We start from the raw sequence: 15,544 nt of genomic DNA, 5'->3' as shown, positions 1-15,544 counted from the left end.
TTCCTGCCGCTGGCCGTGGCGGACACCGCGGCCGTGTCCGCCGCGCTGTTCGCGCTCTCCGCGGCGATGGTCGCCGGGCGCTGGGCGGCGGGGGCGTGGAGCGACCGCGGCGGCGCCGGGCGGCTGACGGCCCCCGGCACGCTGCTGGGCGCCGCGGGCGTGGGCGGCGTGGCGGCCGCGGTCGCCGGGCTGCCGGTTCCGGTGGTGGCCGCGGCGGCGCTCTACGGGTTCGGTTTCGGCGTCGTGCAGAACGCCACCCTGGTGGTGATGTTCCACCGGGCCGGGCCGGGAGGGTCGGGGACGGCCAGCGCGGCGTGGAACGTCTCCTTCGACGCGGGCACCGGGGCGGGGTCGGTGGCGACCGGGCTGCTCGCCCAGGCCCTGGCCTTCCCCGGCGCCTACTGCGCGACCGCGCTCCTCATCGCCGCGGCCGCCCCGCTGGCCTGGCGCGACGGCCGCGCACGCGCCGCCGCGCCCTGCTGACCCGGGTCAGAGCTGCGCGGGGATCCGCTCCGCCTCCGGGGGCGGCCCCGGCGGGGTGCCGTCGCCGAACGGGCGGCCGCCCAGCTCCTCGCGGCCGTGCGGGGTGAGCCAGCCCGACAGGTCGGGGCCCAGCGGCACGATGCCGGACGGGTTGATCTCGTGGTGCACCACGTAGTAGTGCCGCTTGATGTGGTCGAAGTCCACGGTGTCGCCGATGCCGGGGGTCTGGAACAGGTCGCGGGCGTAGGCCCACAGCACCGGCATCTCGGTGAGCTTGTTCCGGTTGCACTTGAAGTGGCCGTGGTAGACGGCGTCGAAGCGGACCAGGGTGACGAACAGCGCGATGTCGGCGACGGTGATGCTGTCGCCGACCAGGTAGCGGCGGGTCGCCAGGTGCTCGGACAGCGCGTCGAGCCGCGTGAACAGCGCGGTGTAGGCGCGCTCGTAGGTGCGCTGGGTGCGGGCGAAGCCGCACCGGTACACCCCGTTGTTGACGTCGCGGAAGATCACGTCGCTGATCTCCTCGATCTCGTCGCGCAGCGGCTCGGGGTACAGGTCGGGCGCCCCCTCGCGGTGCAGGGCGCGCCACTCGGTGGCGAACTCGGCGGGCAGCCGCAGGTAGTCGTTGGTGACCAGTTTCCCGCTGGGGACGTCGACGATCGCGGGGACGCTGATGCCGCCGGTGTAGTCGGGGTCGCGGGCCAGGTAGGCCTCGGCGAGGTAGCGGATGCCGAGGACCGGGTCGCGACCGTCGGGGTCGAGGGTGAAGCGCCAACTGCGCTCGTCCTGGATCGGGTCGGCCACGGCCAGGGAGATCGCCGACTCCAGGCCGAGCAGGCGGCGCGCGATCATCGACCGGTTGGCCCACGGGCAGGCGCGGCTCACCACCAGCCGGTAGCGTCCCGGTTCGACCGGCCACCCCTCGGCGCCGTCGGCGGTGATGCGGTCGGTGAAGGCGCTCGGCGACCGTTTGAACTCCGGCTTGTCCGACGTGTCGGTTCCCATGCCCACTCTTTCCGTGTGTCGTGCGTGGCTCGGCGTCCCGCGCGGCAGGCCCGGAGCCGCCCGGGACCGGTGCTGGACAGAACACCGCCTGTGTGCCGGGGATTCCCCGGTATCCGGCCGCCGAGTGGGTAGAGGGGTCCGCCGGGGGGTGGGTCATGAGACTCGACAGGAACCGGCCGGCCGACCGGCGGCTCGGCAACGTCTACCGTTTCGGCGCCGCGCTGACCGGCGGGGTGCTCGTCGTCTGCGGCCTGTTCGGCGCGGCCGACCAGAGCACGCTCCTCACCAGCGAGGGCGAGGTGGTCTCGGGGATCTCGGCGACCGAGGCGCGGGGGTTCCTCATGGTGGCGTTCGGCTCGCTGCTGCTGGGCGGCGCGGTCGTCGGCGGCACCTTCGCCTCCACCGTCAACATCGTGCTGGGGGCGGTGTTCGTGCTGAGCGGCCTGACGGCCCTGGCGGTGCTGGACACCCCGTACAACCTGCTGGCCCTGCGCATGCCGAACGTGATCTGCGTGTTCGTGGTGGGCGTGGTGCTGCTGACGTTCGGCATGTACGGGCGGTTCAGCGGACGGCTGCCCTACGACAACCCGTACTGGCGGTCCCGCCACCCGCACGCCGTGCCGGAGCCGCCCCGGCGGCAGCGCCCGTTCTTCGTGGGGCGGGGGTGACCGATGCGGGTGCTGGTCACGGGGGCGAGCGGCTACATCGGCGGGCGGCTCGTCCCGGAACTGCTGCGGGCGGGGCACCGGGTGCGCTGCCTGGCCCGCTCGCCCGCGAAGCTGCGCGACCACCCGTGGCGGCCGGAGGCGGAGGTCGTCCGGGGCGACGTCCTCGACCCGGAGAGCCTGGCCCGGGCGCTGGCGGACGTGGACGTCGCCTACTACCTGGTGCACTCGATGGGCGGCGGGGCCGACTTCGCCCGCCGGGACGCGGCGGGGGCGCGCAACTTCGCGGCCGCGGCGCACGCCGCCGGGGTGCGGCGCATCGTCTACCTGGGCGGGCTCACCCCGGAGGGGGAGGAGCTCTCCCCGCACCTGCGCTCCCGTGCCCAGGTCGGCGCCCTCCTGCTGGCCTCGCCGGTGCCGACCGCGGTGCTGCGGGCCGCGGTCATCCTCGGTTCGGGGTCGGCCTCCTTCGAGATGCTGCGCCACCTCACCGAGCGGCTTCCGGTGATGACCACGCCGCGCTGGGTGGCCACGCGGGTGCAGCCGATCGCGGTGCGCGACGTGCTGCGGCTGCTGGTGCGCTGCGCGGAGCTGCCCGCGGACGTCAACCGGGTCTTCGACGTCGGCGGGCCGGACGTGCTCACCTACGCGGAGATGATCCAGCGCTTCGCCCGCGTCGCGGGGCTGCGGCGGCGGCTGGTGATCCCCGTCCCGGTGCTCTCGCCGCGCCTGTCCAGCCTGTGGGTGGGCCTGGTCACCCCGGTTCCGGCCGCGGTGGCCCGGCCGCTGGTGGAGTCGCTGCGCAACGAGGTGGTGTGCCGCGAGGACGACCTGGCCGACCTGCTCGGCGACCACGACCGGCTGGGGTTCGACGAGGCGGTGCGGCTGGCGCTGCGCCGGGTCCGGGAGGCGCGGGTGGACACCCACTGGTCCTCGGCGTCGTGGCCGTCGGCTCCCGCGGACCCGCTGCCCACCGACCCGGACTGGGCGGGCGGCTCGCTCTACGTCGACGAGCGGGTCCGCCCGGTCGCGGCGTCCCGCGAGGCGCTGTGGCGGGTCGTCGAGGGGATCGGCGGCGAGCACGGCTGGTACTCGTGGCCGCTGGCGTGGGCGGCGCGGGGCTGGCTGGACCGGCTGGGCGGCGGCGTGGGCCTGCGGCGGGGGCGGCGCGACCCGGACCGGCTGCGGGTGGGCGACTCCCTGGACTTCTGGCGGGTCGAGGAGGTGGAGCGCGGCGAGCTGCTGCGGCTGCGGGCCGAGATGCGGCTGCCCGGGCGGGCGTGGCTGGAGCTGCGCGTGGAGGAGGACGGCGGGGTCGTCCGCTACCGGCAGCGCGCCCTGTTTCGCCCGCGCGGTCTCGGCGGCCACCTGTACTGGCGGGGCATCACCGTCTTCCACGACGTCGTCTTCGGTTCCATGGCCCGCAACATCGCCCTCGCAGCGGTCCGCGAGACCGCACACCAGCGAGCGTGATCCACATCACCCGCCCGGGCGGTGTGGTCTCATTGCTCCCCGCACACGTGAATTCCGTTCAAATGTCGACCGCTTGAGGAGCCTTCCGTGCGCCGGAGCACCACCCCGTCGGCCGCCGCCGACGACCGTCCCCCCGGCCCCCGACCACCGGCACGCCGCCGCGTCTGGTACGGGGCAGCGATCCTGCTCACCCTGGTCTGGTTGTTCGGCGCGGGCCCCCTGGGCGCCTTCATGGGCCGCCTCACCGAGGTGCAGACCAACGACGACTCCTCGTTCCTGCCGGTCAGCGCCGAGTCCACCGAGGTCAGCCGCATCCAGGAGGACTTCGAGCAGCAGGACCGGGTGCCCGCGATCATCGCCTACTCCGCCGAGGACACCCTCACCCAGGAGCAGTTGGCCGCCATCGGCGAGCACGTCGCCACGATCCAGGACCACCCGGAGATCTCCGACGGCGAGGCGATCGGCCCGGTCCCCGGCACCGAGGACGACTCCGTCGCCCAGGTCGTCGTGCCGCTGCGGGAGGGCGCCGACGTCGGCGACACCGTCGAGGAACTGCGCGCCCTCCTCGCCGAGGACCCCGTCGACGGCGTGGAGGTGTACGTGGCCGGGCCCGCCGGGCTCGTCGCCGACCTGTCCGCGGCCTTCGGCGGCATCGACAGCACCCTGCTGCTGGTGGCGCTGGGCGCGGTGCTGATCATCCTCGTCACCGTCTACCGCTCCCCGATCCTGCCGGTCGTGGTGATCCTCACCTCGATGCTCGCCCTGGTGCTGGCCGCGGCGCTCGTCTACGCCGCGGCGGCCGCCGAGTGGATCCAGCTCAACGGGCAGAGCCAGGGCATCCTGTTCATCCTGGTCGTGGGCGCCTGCACCGACTACGCGCTGCTGCTGGTCTCCCGCTACCGGGAGACCCTGCAAGAGCACGCCCGCCCCCTGGAGGCGATGCGCACGGCGGTGCGCGGCACCGTCGAACCGGTCCTCGCCTCCGGCGGCACCGTCATCCTCGGCGTGCTGTGCCTGCTCGCCAGCGACCTCGCCTCCAACCGCGGCCTCGGCCCGGTCGCCGCGATCGGCATCGCCACCGCGCTCGTCGCGGCGCTGACCTTCCTGCCCGCGGTGCTCCTGCTGCTGGGCCGCGCCGCGTTCTGGCCGGTCCGCCCCCGCTTCGAGGGCGTCGAGGCGAGCGGGGAGGCCGAGACCACCGAGACCATGCTGCGCCGCCACCGGCTGTGGGGCGCCATCGCCACCGCCGTGTCCCGGCACCCCCGCCGCTACTGGGTGGCGACCACGGTCCTGCTGCTGGCCGCGGCCGCGTTCGTGCCCCAGTTCCGCGCCGAGGGCACCTCCGACTTCGACATCTTCCGCACCGAGGTGGACTCGGTGACCGGCCAGGAGATCCTGGAGGACGGCTTCGGGCACGCGGTGACCGCCCAGCCCGCGGTGATCGTCGCCGACGCCGACCGGATCGACGAGGTCGTCGCGGCCGCCGAGGAGGTCGAGGGCGTCACCGAGGTCGTGCCGGTCACCGAGGAGCCGGAGACCCCCGCCGGCGCTCCCCCGGCGGACGGCGGGGAGGACGCTCCGGCCGGTCCGCCGCCCGGCGTCACCGGAGGCGAGGACTCCGAGCCCCAGGGGCCGCCGCCCGGCGTCGCGGGCGGTGAGGACTCGGAGGCCCAGGGGCCGCCGCCCGGCGTCACCGGGGGCGAGCCGGTCGAGGCCGAGCCGAAGGTCGTGGACGGCCGGGTGCTGCTGGAGGCGTCCCTGAGCGAGCCCGCCGCGTCCACCGAGGCCGTGGAGATCACCCGCGACCTGCGCGAGGCCGTGCACGCCGTCGACGGCGCCGACGCCCTGGTGGGCGGTCCCTCGGCCGAGTCCCTGGACACGCTCGACACCGCCACCCGCGACCTGTACGTCGTGGTGCCGCTGGTGCTGGCCGTGGTGCTGCTGGTGCTGGTCGTGCTGCTGCGGTCGCTGGTCGCCCCGGTGCTGCTCATCATCACCACGGTGGTGTCGTTCGGCTCGGCGCTGGGGGTGGGCGCGATCGTCTTCAACCACCTGCTGGACCTGCCGGGCGCCGACCCCGGGGTGCCGCTGTTCGCGTTCGTGTTCCTGGTGGCCCTGGGCATCGACTACAACATCTTCCTGATGACCCGGGTCCGCGAGGAGGCCAAGGGCTTCGGCCACCGCGAGGGGGTGCTGCGCGGCCTCACCGTCACCGGCGGCGTCATCACCTCGGCGGGCGTGGTGCTCGCCGCGACCTTCGCCGCGCTGGTGGTGGTGCCGCTGCTGTTCCTGCTCCAGTTGGCGTTCCTGGTGGCGTTCGGCGTGCTGCTGGACGCGCTGATCGTGCGCTCCCTGCTGGTCCCCGCGCTCAGCCTCGACGTGGGCCGCGCGATGTGGTGGCCCAGCCGCCTGGCCCGCGACAAGGCCTGAGACACACCGAGGCCCGCCCCGCACGCCCGGGGCGGGCCTCTTGCCGTGCGGGCCGGGCACCCGGCCCCGGGACTAGAGCACGCGGGCGTCGGTGCGCCACAGCTCCAGCACCGAGGCGTCCCCGGCCACGGTGATCCCGGTGGTGCCGCGCCGGTTCCACAGCAGCGCGTACAGGTCGCTGGCGTTGCCGGTGACCGTGCAGTCGGCCGTGCCGTAGCCGCGCACGGTGGCCACGCCCTCCGGTCCGATGGTGGCCAGCCAGGCGTCGCCGGTGTCCACGGCCCGCACCGCCATGGTCCGCGACGGCTCCGCGGTGACCTTCGGGTTGCGCGACGTGAAGAAGTTGCACAGGATCTCGTCGACCCCGTCGGCGGCGAAACCGGCGGAGACCGGGGTCGCGCCCCGGCCCGCGACCTCGGCGTCGATGCGGTGGACGGTCGTCTCGTGGGCCTGGCGGCGCGCCCAGAACTCCACCGGGGACGGCGCGGGGTGGAAGGACCAGCACTCCGTGGCCAGGTCGGCGGTCGCCAGGACGTCCACGAGCCGGGCATGGCCCTCCCGGAACCAGTCGAGCAGCGCGGCGTCGTCCTCCGGCCAGTTCCGCACGGACGCCGCCTTCTCCCCCGTCGGGCGCTGCGCCAGCCGCTCGGCCACGATCATCGCGGCCCAACGGTGCACCTCGCCGGTGTGCCGCAGCAGGTCGCGCACCCGCCAGTCGGGGCAGGTCGGCACTTTCGCATCCATTCCCGCGGCCTCGGCGGCCTCGGCCATGCGCGCACCCTCCACGCGCAGCCAGCGGACGTGGTCGTCCCGTCGCGTCCTCACCGTTGTCACCTCCAGAGGGGAGAAGAGCCCGCATCAAGGCAACCACACGGCTCTCGCGCGCGAATCGGCGGATCGACCGAATCCGCGAGTCAGGAGCGGGTCGCGGGCCGTTCCCCGGACCGGGCGGTCTCGGCGACGACCGCCGCCACCAGGGCGGGCCGGTCCGCCATCGGCACGTGTCCGCAGCCGGGCAGGCGGACCAGGCGGGCGTGCGCGATGCGCTCGGCGACCCGGTGCGCCGCGCGCGGGGTGAGGACGCGGTCGCACTCCCCCCAGCCGACGGTCACCGGGCAGTCCACGTGCGCGGCGAACGAGTAGCGGGCGACCTCGGAGGCCAGCCGGACGAAGGGGGAGCCCGCGGCGAGCGCGGCGGCGTCGAAGCGCACGTCGCGGTGGTCGCACCCGCCGGGCGTGCCGCGCAGCACCCGGCGTGCCGCACGACGCATGAGCGGGGTGTCGGCCGCCGCCACCCGGAGGTGTTCGGGCACCCGGGAGGCCGCCCGGGCCCCCAGGGCGAGCAGCCGGTTGCCCAGGTTCTCCGCGCCGACGGTGAACCCGACGGGCGAGAACGCGGTGACCGAGGCGGCGGCGTCGCGGGCGGCCAGTTCCAGGGCGATCGCCCCGCCCAGCGAGTTGCCCGCCAGGTGCGGGCGGCGCAGCCCGAGCCGGTCGCAGAACCGCTCCACCGCGTCCACCAGCCAGGCGATGTCGTAGCGCTCCCCCGCGCCGGGCGCCTGCGACTCGCCGAACCCCGGCAGGTCCGGCACCACCACGTCGTGCTCGGCCTCCAGCATCCGCAGCACCGGCCGCCACGCCTGCCTGCGGTGCCCCAGCCCGTGCAACAGCACCAGCGGGCTGCCGCGGCCCCGCCGGTCGTAGACGATCCGCGCCTCCCCCATGGGGCACAGCAGTACCCGGGGAGGAAAAAGGCATTCCCCGACGCCGGATTCTGTGGATTCCGACCACGCGCGGGTGGCCCTCCCGGTACCTTCTCGCCCCGAATCCGTCACCGAGTGCGACTGGGAGCGAGTCGAGCGTGTCGATCCGGTCGAAGGAGCCGACGTTGTCCGCTGAGCCGCTGACGGTGAGCGTCCCCTTCGCCGTCGACGTGGACCTCACAAGGCCGGTCCGGTGACCGGGGCTCCGGTCAGGAGATCCGGCGGGCCAGGCGCTCGTAGTCGATGACCAGGCCGTTGCGGTCCACGGTCAGCTCGAACGTCCCGTATCCGGAGTCGCTGTAGCGGTAGCGGTCCACCCCGTCCTCGGGGAGGAGGCGGGTGTAGCGCTGCCGTATCCGGGTGACCTTCAGCTCCGGCACGTCCACCCAGGCGACCTGGATGTCGCGGTGCTCGCCCGGTTCCAGGCCCAGGCGGCGGATGGGCAGCGTGTTGGTGAGCGGGGCCGCGGCCACGTCCACGTCCACGCACCCCTCCAGTTCGAGGGCTGCCGCGCCGTTGACCGTCCACTGCCCGGACCGGTTGACCAGTTCCAGGACGTGCGCGCCGCGCGGGCCGACGACGTCCACCCGGGCGCTCCGGGTGTTCCACGCCAGGTCGGTGGAGACGCTGAACCGGCACGAGTAGCGTTCCCGAGGGTCGGCGACGACCTCACCCGCCTCCAACCGGTAGCCGCGCCGTTCGGTGACCAGGGTGCCGACGCAGAGCCCCTCGGCGACGTCGAGCCGGGACCACGCGACGGGGAGCTCGTTCTTGGGGCTCATAGCGACCGTTCTACCGGTATCGCTCGTTTTGGCGCCACACCCGGTGTCCGGTTCGTGACACCCGGGAGGCCGAAAATCCCGGCGCCGGCGCCCCTGCCTGGGCCGGGGCGCCGGCGCCCGTCCGATACGGCCGTCGGGGCTCAGGCCCTGCCCGTGACCTCCTCGACCCTGCGGAAGTCCGCCGCCATCTGCTCGCTGGCCTTCGGGCCGAGCGGGTTGCACACGAAGACCGCGACCACCGCGGCGAACACCGCCGGGACCATCGCGTACAGGCCGATCGGGTCGACGTTGGGCCAGACCAGGGCGACCGTGCCGCCCGCGACCATGCCCGCCAGCGCGCCCACCCAGTTCATCCGGCGCCAGTACAGCGCCAGCACGACCACCGGGCCGAACGCCGCGCCGAACCCGGCCCAGGCGTAGCCCACGAGTTCGAGGACGCTGTCCTGGCTGGCCACGGCGAGCACCCCGGCCGCGAGCGCCACCCCGACCACGGCGACCCGGCTGATCCACACCATGGCGGCGGGCGAGACCTCGCGCCGCGTCAGGACGCGGTAGCCGTCCTCGGTGAGCGCCGCGGCGGCGACCAGCAGTTGCGAGTCGGCGGTGCTCATCACCGCGGCGAGGACCGCCGACAGCAGCAGGCCGCCCACCCACGGGTTGGTGAGCGCCTGGATCAGGGAGAGGTAGACGCTCTCGGGGTTGTCCAGCGGCTGGTCGAAGTAGGCGATGCCGACGAAGCCGACGAAGACCGCCAGGGCCATCGCGGTGACCGCCCAGGCGACGCTGACCAGGCGTGCGCGGGGGATGTGGGCGACCGAGCGGATGCCCATGAACCGGGCCAGGATGTGCGGCTGGCCGAAGTAGCCGAGCCCCCAGGCCAGGCCGGAGACGATCACCAGGACGCCCAGCCGTTCCGTGGGCTGCCACGCGCCGTCGGACAGCGCCACCCCGCCGAACGCGGAGAACAGGGCGTCGCTGCGCGCGGCCACCCCGTCGGCGACCCCGCCGAAGCCGCCGAGCGCGACCAGCGCGGCCGCCGACACCGCCAGCAGCGCCAGCCACATCATGGCGGCCTGGACGACGTCGGTGAAGCTGACCGCGAGGAAGCCGCCGAGGAACGTGTAGAGCACGACGACCGACGCGCCCAGGACCACCGCGGCCGTGCCCGGCAGGTCGAAGACCTGGTCGAACAGCACCGCCATGGCGACCAGTCCGGACGCCACGTAGAACAGGTAGAACACCAGGATGAGCAGGGCGGAGACGCCGCGCAGCACTCCCCTGCGCTCGCCGAAGCGGTTCTCCAGGAAGGAGGAGAGGGTCAGGGAGTCGGACTCCCCGCCGCGCCGCGCGTCCGTGGCGCGCTCGGTGTAGACCCGCAGCCGGGGTGCGACGACCCGCCAGCTCGCGTAGAAGCCGACGGCCAGCCCCACCGCGATCCACGCCTCGCCCAGTCCGGACAGGTAGATCGCGCCGGGCAGGCCCAGCAGCAGCCAGCCGCTGAAGTCGCTGGCGTTGGCGCTGAGTCCAGACACCCAACTGTTGAGGGTGCGCCCGCCGAGGAAGAAGTCGGAGGCGGACGTCGTCCGCCGGTACGTCCACAGGCCGATGCCGAGCATCAGCGCGAAGTAGGCGGCGAAGGTGACCGTCGAAGCCAGCAGGGACTCGGTCATGAGGGCTCCTCACTGCCCGTAGCCAGGCAAAAGCGACCTATCTCACATAGTGATCACTTGAGGAATCCTGTTCAACCCCCCGGTCCGGCCCCTGCTGCGGGGCCTTCGGCCCCCGCCCGGGGCGCCGGAGTCCGTGCCGTCGGCGCGGCGCGTCAGGACACCAGGCCGTGGCGGTAGGCGTAGACGACCGCCTGGACGCGGTCGCGCAGGGAGAGCTTGGTGAGGATGCGCGACACGAAGGTCTTGACGGTCTCCGGGCTCAGATGGAGGGCCTCGGCGATCTCCCGGTTGGACAGGCCCTCCGCGACCAGGCGCAGCACCTCCAGTTCGCGGGGGGTCAGCGGGGTGTCGTCCGGGCTGTTCCCGGCGGGCCTGATCCGGGCGGCGTACCTGCCCACGAGCTGGCGCGTCACCTTGGGGTCCAGCAGCGCCGTCCCGGCGGCCACGGTCCGGATCCCGTGCAGCAGTTGGGTCGGCGGCGCGTCCTTGAGCAGGAACCCGGAGGCCCCCGCGCGCAGCGCCTCGTAGACGTACTCGTCCAGGTTGAACGTCGTCAGCACGAGCACCCGGGCCGGGTGCGCCACCCCGGCTCCGGCCAGCCTGCGGGTGGCCTCGATGCCGTCGAGCACCGGCATGCGCACGTCCATCACCACGACGTCCGGGCGCAGTCGGCGGCCGAGGTCGACCGCGGCCTGCCCGTCCCCGCACTCGCCCACCACCTCCAGGTCGTCCTGGGCGTTGATGATCGTGGCCAGCCCGGTGCGGATCAGCTCCTGGTCGTCGCAGACCAGGACCCGGATCGGCGCGGTCACGACGGGCCCCCCGCGGGGATGCGCGCCCGCACGGCGAAGCCGCCGTCCGGCTGCCGCTCCGCGCGGAAGTCGCCGCCCAGCACGGCGACCCGTTCGCGCAGGCCGACGAGTCCCCGCCCGCTCCCGCCCGGGGAGGTCCCCCGCGTGCCGGAGCCGTCCGTGTCGACTTCCACGGTGATCTCCTTCTCGTCGTGGCGCACCCGCACCGAGGTGCGGCTGCCGTAGGCGTGTTTGAGGGCGTTGGTCAGGGCCTCCTGCACGACCCGGTGGGCCACGAGGTAGGCGCTGCCGTTCGGGTCCGCCGGGGTGCCCTCCTCGGTGAACTCCACGGGCTGGCCCGCCTGGCGCGTCTGCTCCACCAGGGTGAGGAGCCTGCCGACGGGCTGCGTCCCGGCCTCGCCGCTGTGGTCGGGGTCGAGCAGGTCGAGCAGGTTGCGCAGGTCGCTGATGGCCCGGCGGCCGGTGTCGGTGACGGCGGCCAGGGCCTGGTCGAGGCGGTCGGGGGAGGCGGTCAGGTACCGCGCCGCCTCGGCCTGCACGACCATCGCCGTCACGTGGTGGGTCACCACGTCGTGGAGTTCGCGGGCGATGCGGGCGCGTTCGGCGGCGCGGGTGTCCTCGGCGACGCGGCGGCGGCGCTCGGCCTCCGCGGCCCGGGTGGCGCGCAGCCACGACCCGATGCCCCACATGAGGGCCAGGGCCAGGTAGAACGTCACGAACCCGCTCACCGGCTCGCCCGTGCCGAGCAGGTAGAGCGCGACGGCCAGCGGCACGTAGGCCGCGGAGAACAGCACCACGGTGGCGCGGCGGTGCCGTTCCACGTGGAACCCCGCGCTCACCAGCGCGATGGGCAGCGCGATCCCGGCGAGCGAGTGGTAGCCGCGGAGCTGGTCGACCGCGAAGCCGAGCGACACGAGCGCGAGGCTGGCGGTCGGCCACCGCCGGGCCAGGGCGAGCGGGAGGCATTCGAGAACGAGCGCCGCGACGGCCAGCGCGTCGAAGGGGCGGTGCGGCACGCCGCCGAGCTGCGTCCCCTGGCTGTGGAGCGCGGGGAGGAACGACGCGGCGAAGAGCAGCAGGCCGAGCAGGAGGTACCAGGCAGAGGAGCCGGGCCGGCGCCACAGCTCCCCCAGCCGCCGAGGGGTGGTCACCGGGGCAGTGTAGTGGCGGCGGCGTCACGGCGGCGCCGGGGCGCCAGGCGGCCGCGCCGCCGGGCCAGCACGACGAACCCGACGGTCGCCAGCACGCAGAACAGCACCGCGAACAGGCTGCCCTCCGGGCCGAAGTCGCCGCCGGTGAGGAGCACCGGTCCCGACGTCACGGCGTCCAGCAGCCCCTGCGGGGTGTCGTTGCCCGAGACCTCGGTGCTGAAGAGGCCGGAGGCGGCGAAGTTCCAGCCGAAGTGCAGGCCGATCGGCACCCACAGGTTGCGGGTGGCGGCGTAGGCGGCGGTGAGCATGCCGCCGGCCTCGATCGCGACGGCCAGGGCGCCCCACAGGTCGGCGTGCGGGTTGACCAGGTGGATCAGGCCGAACGGCACGCTGGTCAGGACGAGCGCCAGCCACGTGCCGAGGCGTTCCTCCGCGATGCGGAACAGGATGCCGCGGAACAGCAGCTCCTCCGTCACCGCGGCGGCGGCCATGAGGCCGACCAGCCCCACCGCGCCGGGCACCGAGCCGAAGCCGGTGACCTCGTAGCCCCCGCACAGGGCGATGGCCGCGATGACGGCCGCGAACAGCGCGACGCCGCCCAGCGTCCCCCAGCCGGTCGCGGCGGCGGCGCCCTTCCCCGCCACCTCCGCGGGCGTGCGGCGCTCGGTGCGCCGCACCACCCACCGGTAGACGGCCACCGCGAGCGCCGCGGTCAGGACGCCCAGGACGCACGTGGCCCACGGGTTTCCGCCCGTGGCGGCGACCGCCTGGCTGCCGATCAGAGCGACCGCGGCGACGGCCGCGAACTGCCACACCAGTCTCACCGGATTCTCCTCACCGATACGCGCGGCCCGGTGCCGCGACTGCATCGAACGCTACGGATCCGGTGGCCGGAAGTCGTCACCGTGCGGTGGACACTTGCGTGTAGCTCTCCCGGGGGACAAGCTCCGCGCCGCCGGGCCCGGCGGCGCGGGACGGTCACTCCCCGCCGCGCGGGGTGATGTTGACCGCGCCGCCCTGCGGCACCGGGACCACCTCGACGCTGCCGCTCTTCAGCGCCTCGTAGAGGATGTAGCCCTCGGGGCCGAGCACGTCGACGAGCTGCTCGATCGCCTCCAGCTCCATCTCGACGCGCTTGTTCTCCTCCTCCTGGGCGGCGGTCTCCTCGATGGCGGTCTGCGCCCTGGTGAGGGCCTCGCGCACGTCCTCCGGCGGGACCGGCTGCTGGATGGTCAGTTGCGGGGTGCCGCACTCCTGGTCCTCGGCACCGGTGTAGTTGGGGGAGCAGAAGAAGTCGCCGCCGCCGCTCTGCTCGGCGATGTACTTCGACAGCAGCTCGCCGACCTTCTGCTCCCACTCGGCCTTGGTGTCGGCCGAGGTGTACAGGTCGCGCCAGGAGTACTCCTTGCTGGCGTCGTCGAGTGCGCGGTTCAGCGGCTGGCCGATGTAGGTGGTGAGCATGTCCACCCAGCCCTGGGGGGTGTCGGCCGCGTACTTCAGCCCGATGCGCTCGTGCCACTCGCGCAGCGTCTCGCAGGTCGGGTTGAGGGTGAACGTGACCACCCCCTCCACGGTCAGCTCCAGGTCGTCGTTGGACACGACGGTGGCCTGCGGCGCCTCGGCGCTCTCGGAGGCGCCGAAGGTGAACGTGCGCTGGCCGCCCGGGTAGACGAAGGTCAGGTCGCCGGGGCCGTAGTACTCGCGGTGGCCCGCGGGAATGCAGTTGTCGAAGGTGGTGGAGGAGAAGGCGCCGGCGTCGTACTCCAGTCCCACCTGGTCGGGACCGGTGGACACGGAGCACGCCGCGAGCCCGAGGACGAGCAGGGCCGTGGCCGCGATTCGGGGGGTCTTCACTGGGCGTCCGTCTCTCTGTGTCGGCTCCGGGGCGCGTCCCCGGCCGGAACCGCCCGGCCGGGAGGGGGCCGGGCTTTCGGAGGGCACCCGGGGAGGCGCGGCCGCGTCGGAGGGGTGTCTTCACGGATTCTTCACTTCTTCAGATTCCGTAGCGCGCCTGACGGTTCCCTCGCTGCCAGGACTTTCTCCCCCGGAGCGGCCGGCGGCGGGGCCTGCCGGGGAGGCCCCGCCGCCGGAGGGGTCAGTCCCAGGACAGGCCGCCGCCGGTCTGGTACTCGATCACCCGGCTCTCGAAGAAGTTCTTCTCCTTGCGGAGGTCCATCATCTCCGACATCCACGGGAACGGGTTCTCCGTCTCGCCGAAGAGCGGGGCCAGGCCGATCTGCTCGGCGCGGCGGTCGGTGATGAACCGCATGTACTGCTCGCACAGCCCGGCGTTGAGGCCGAGGATGCCGCGCGGCATGGTCTCCCGCCCGTAGGCGACCTCCAGTTCGCACGCCTCGGCGAGCATGGTACGCACCTCGGCCTGGAACTCCTCGGTCCACAGGTGCGGGTTCTCGATCTTGATCTGGTTGATCACGTCGATGCCGAAGTTCAGGTGGATGCTCTCGTCGCGCAGGATGTACTGGTACTGCTCGGCGATCCCCACCATCTTGTTGCGCCGTCCCAGCGACAGGATCTGCGCGAACCCGGTGTAGAACCACATGCCCTCGAACACCACGTAGAAGGCGACGAGGTCGCGCAGGAACGCCTGGTCGGCCTCTGGCGTGCCGGTCCGGAAGGACGGGTTCTCCAGGTTGCGGGTGTAGCGCAGCGCCCACGCGTCCTTCTCGGTGATGGAGGGCACCTCGCGGTACATGTTGAACAGCTCGCCCTCGTCCAGGCCGAGGCTCTCGCAGATGTACTGGAAGGTGTGCGTGTGCACGGCCTCCTCGAACGCCTGGCGCAGCAGGTACTGGCGGCACTCGGGGTTGGTCAGGTGCCGGTAGACCGCCAGCACGATGTTGTTCGCCACCAAGGACTCCGCCGTGGCGAAGAAGCCGAGGTTGCGCTTGACCATGAGCCGCTCGTCCTCGGTCAGGCCGTCGGGCGACTTCCACAGCGCGATGTCGGCCTGCATGCCGACCTCGGTGGGCATCCAGTGGTTGTTGCAGGCGGCCAGGTACTTCTCCCACGCCCAGCGGTACTTGAGCGGCAGCAGTTGGTTGACGTCGGCGCGGGAGTTGATCATCCGCTTGTCGGCGACGTCGACGCGCGCGGCGCCGCTCTGGATCTCGCCGAGGCCGGTGCTGTCGGAGATGGTCATGGATTCCTTTCGGCGTGTTCCGGGTCGGGCCGCGCCCGCGGCGGCGGGCGCGGCCGGGGACGGGCTCGGGGCTACTGGCACGCCTCGCAGTCGGGGGCGTCCAGCGCGCAGAACGCGGCGTCCGGGTCGAGGGCGGGGGCCGTCCCGGCC

At 73.6% G+C, this 15,544-nt stretch carries 13 protein-coding genes and 1 pseudogene; 4 read left to right on the top strand and 10 right to left on the bottom strand.

The window, feature by feature from the left end:
• Window positions 1-483 (top strand): annotated as a pseudogene (locus tag AC529_RS10560) (MFS transporter); the annotation flags it as partial.
• Window positions 484-489: 6 nt separating this feature from the next.
• On the opposite strand, the gene AC529_RS10555 reads toward AC529_RS10560, so the two are convergent.
• A complete protein-coding gene (locus tag AC529_RS10555) occupies window positions 490-1,488 on the bottom strand; it encodes a glutathione S-transferase family protein (protein WP_068756170.1) in 999 nt (332 codons plus the stop codon).
• Window positions 1,489-1,643: 155 nt separating this feature from the next.
• Here AC529_RS10555 and AC529_RS10550 point away from each other — a divergent pair, with 155 nt between their 5' ends.
• The 3 genes from AC529_RS10550 (at window position 1,644) to AC529_RS10540 (ending at window position 6,056) form a co-directional block, all read left to right on the top strand.
• Window positions 1,644-2,156 (top strand): DUF4383 domain-containing protein, encoded by a 513-nt coding sequence (locus AC529_RS10550; RefSeq protein ID WP_068756168.1) that lies wholly within the window; start codon window positions 1,644-1,646, stop codon window positions 2,154-2,156.
• Between the two features lie 3 nt (window positions 2,157-2,159).
• Window positions 2,160-3,626: an SDR family oxidoreductase gene (locus AC529_RS10545; RefSeq protein WP_068756166.1), complete on the top strand. Its 1,467-nt coding sequence runs from the start codon at window positions 2,160-2,162 to the stop codon at window positions 3,624-3,626.
• A 231-nt stretch (window positions 3,627-3,857) separates the two neighbouring features.
• A complete protein-coding gene (locus AC529_RS10540) occupies window positions 3,858-6,056 on the top strand; it encodes an MMPL family transporter (protein ID WP_068756861.1) in 2,199 nt (732 codons plus the stop codon).
• A 72-nt stretch (window positions 6,057-6,128) separates the two neighbouring features.
• Here AC529_RS10540 and AC529_RS10535 read toward each other — a convergent pair whose 3' ends face one another.
• The 9 genes from AC529_RS10535 to AC529_RS20505 all read right to left on the bottom strand — a co-directional run bounded on the left by AC529_RS10535 (window position 6,129) and on the right by AC529_RS20505 (window position 15,394).
• A complete protein-coding gene (locus AC529_RS10535) occupies window positions 6,129-6,881 on the bottom strand; it encodes a maleylpyruvate isomerase family mycothiol-dependent enzyme (RefSeq protein WP_083948117.1) in 753 nt (250 codons plus the stop codon).
• An 89-nt stretch (window positions 6,882-6,970) separates the two neighbouring features.
• Entirely contained in the window at window positions 6,971-7,780 is an 810-nt protein-coding gene (locus AC529_RS10530; protein WP_068756162.1) for an alpha/beta fold hydrolase, read from the bottom strand.
• A gap of 248 nt (window positions 7,781-8,028) precedes the next feature.
• Complete coding sequence (locus AC529_RS10525) at window positions 8,029-8,601, bottom strand: putative glycolipid-binding domain-containing protein (protein ID WP_068756160.1); 573 nt, start codon at window positions 8,599-8,601, stop codon at window positions 8,029-8,031.
• 140 nt (window positions 8,602-8,741) lie between these two features.
• Complete coding sequence (putP, locus tag AC529_RS10520) at window positions 8,742-10,271, bottom strand: sodium/proline symporter PutP (protein ID WP_068756158.1); 1,530 nt, start codon at window positions 10,269-10,271, stop codon at window positions 8,742-8,744.
• Between the two features lie 152 nt (window positions 10,272-10,423).
• A complete protein-coding gene (locus tag AC529_RS10515; protein ID WP_068756156.1) occupies window positions 10,424-11,083 on the bottom strand; it encodes a response regulator in 660 nt (219 codons plus the stop codon).
• Window positions 11,080-12,234: a sensor histidine kinase gene (locus tag AC529_RS10510; protein ID WP_068756154.1), complete on the bottom strand. Its 1,155-nt coding sequence runs from the start codon at window positions 12,232-12,234 to the stop codon at window positions 11,080-11,082. Before AC529_RS10510 ends, AC529_RS10515 begins: the two co-directional genes overlap by 4 nt.
• On the bottom strand, window positions 12,231-13,058 hold the full coding sequence (locus AC529_RS10505) for a CPBP family intramembrane glutamic endopeptidase (protein WP_068756152.1): 828 nt from the start codon (window positions 13,056-13,058) through the stop codon (window positions 12,231-12,233). The genes AC529_RS10510 and AC529_RS10505 overlap by 4 nt, the downstream gene beginning before the upstream one ends.
• A 154-nt stretch (window positions 13,059-13,212) precedes the next feature.
• Window positions 13,213-14,088 carry an SPFH domain-containing protein gene (locus AC529_RS10500; protein ID WP_068756150.1) on the bottom strand — a complete coding sequence of 292 codons (876 nt, stop codon included), beginning with the start codon at window positions 14,086-14,088 and terminating at the stop codon, window positions 13,213-13,215.
• 241 nt (window positions 14,089-14,329) lie between these two features.
• Window positions 14,330-15,394: a ribonucleotide-diphosphate reductase subunit beta gene (locus AC529_RS20505; protein ID WP_068756148.1), complete on the bottom strand. Its 1,065-nt coding sequence runs from the start codon at window positions 15,392-15,394 to the stop codon at window positions 14,330-14,332.
• Between the last annotated feature and the right edge of the window lie 150 nt (window positions 15,395-15,544).

This window comes from Thermobifida cellulosilytica TB100, assembly GCF_001517975.1.
Taxonomy (GTDB): domain Bacteria; phylum Actinomycetota; class Actinomycetes; order Streptosporangiales; family Streptosporangiaceae; genus Thermobifida; species Thermobifida cellulosilytica.
Note: the sequence above shows the minus strand (reverse complement) of the source record. Positions and strands in the feature narration are given on the sequence as shown.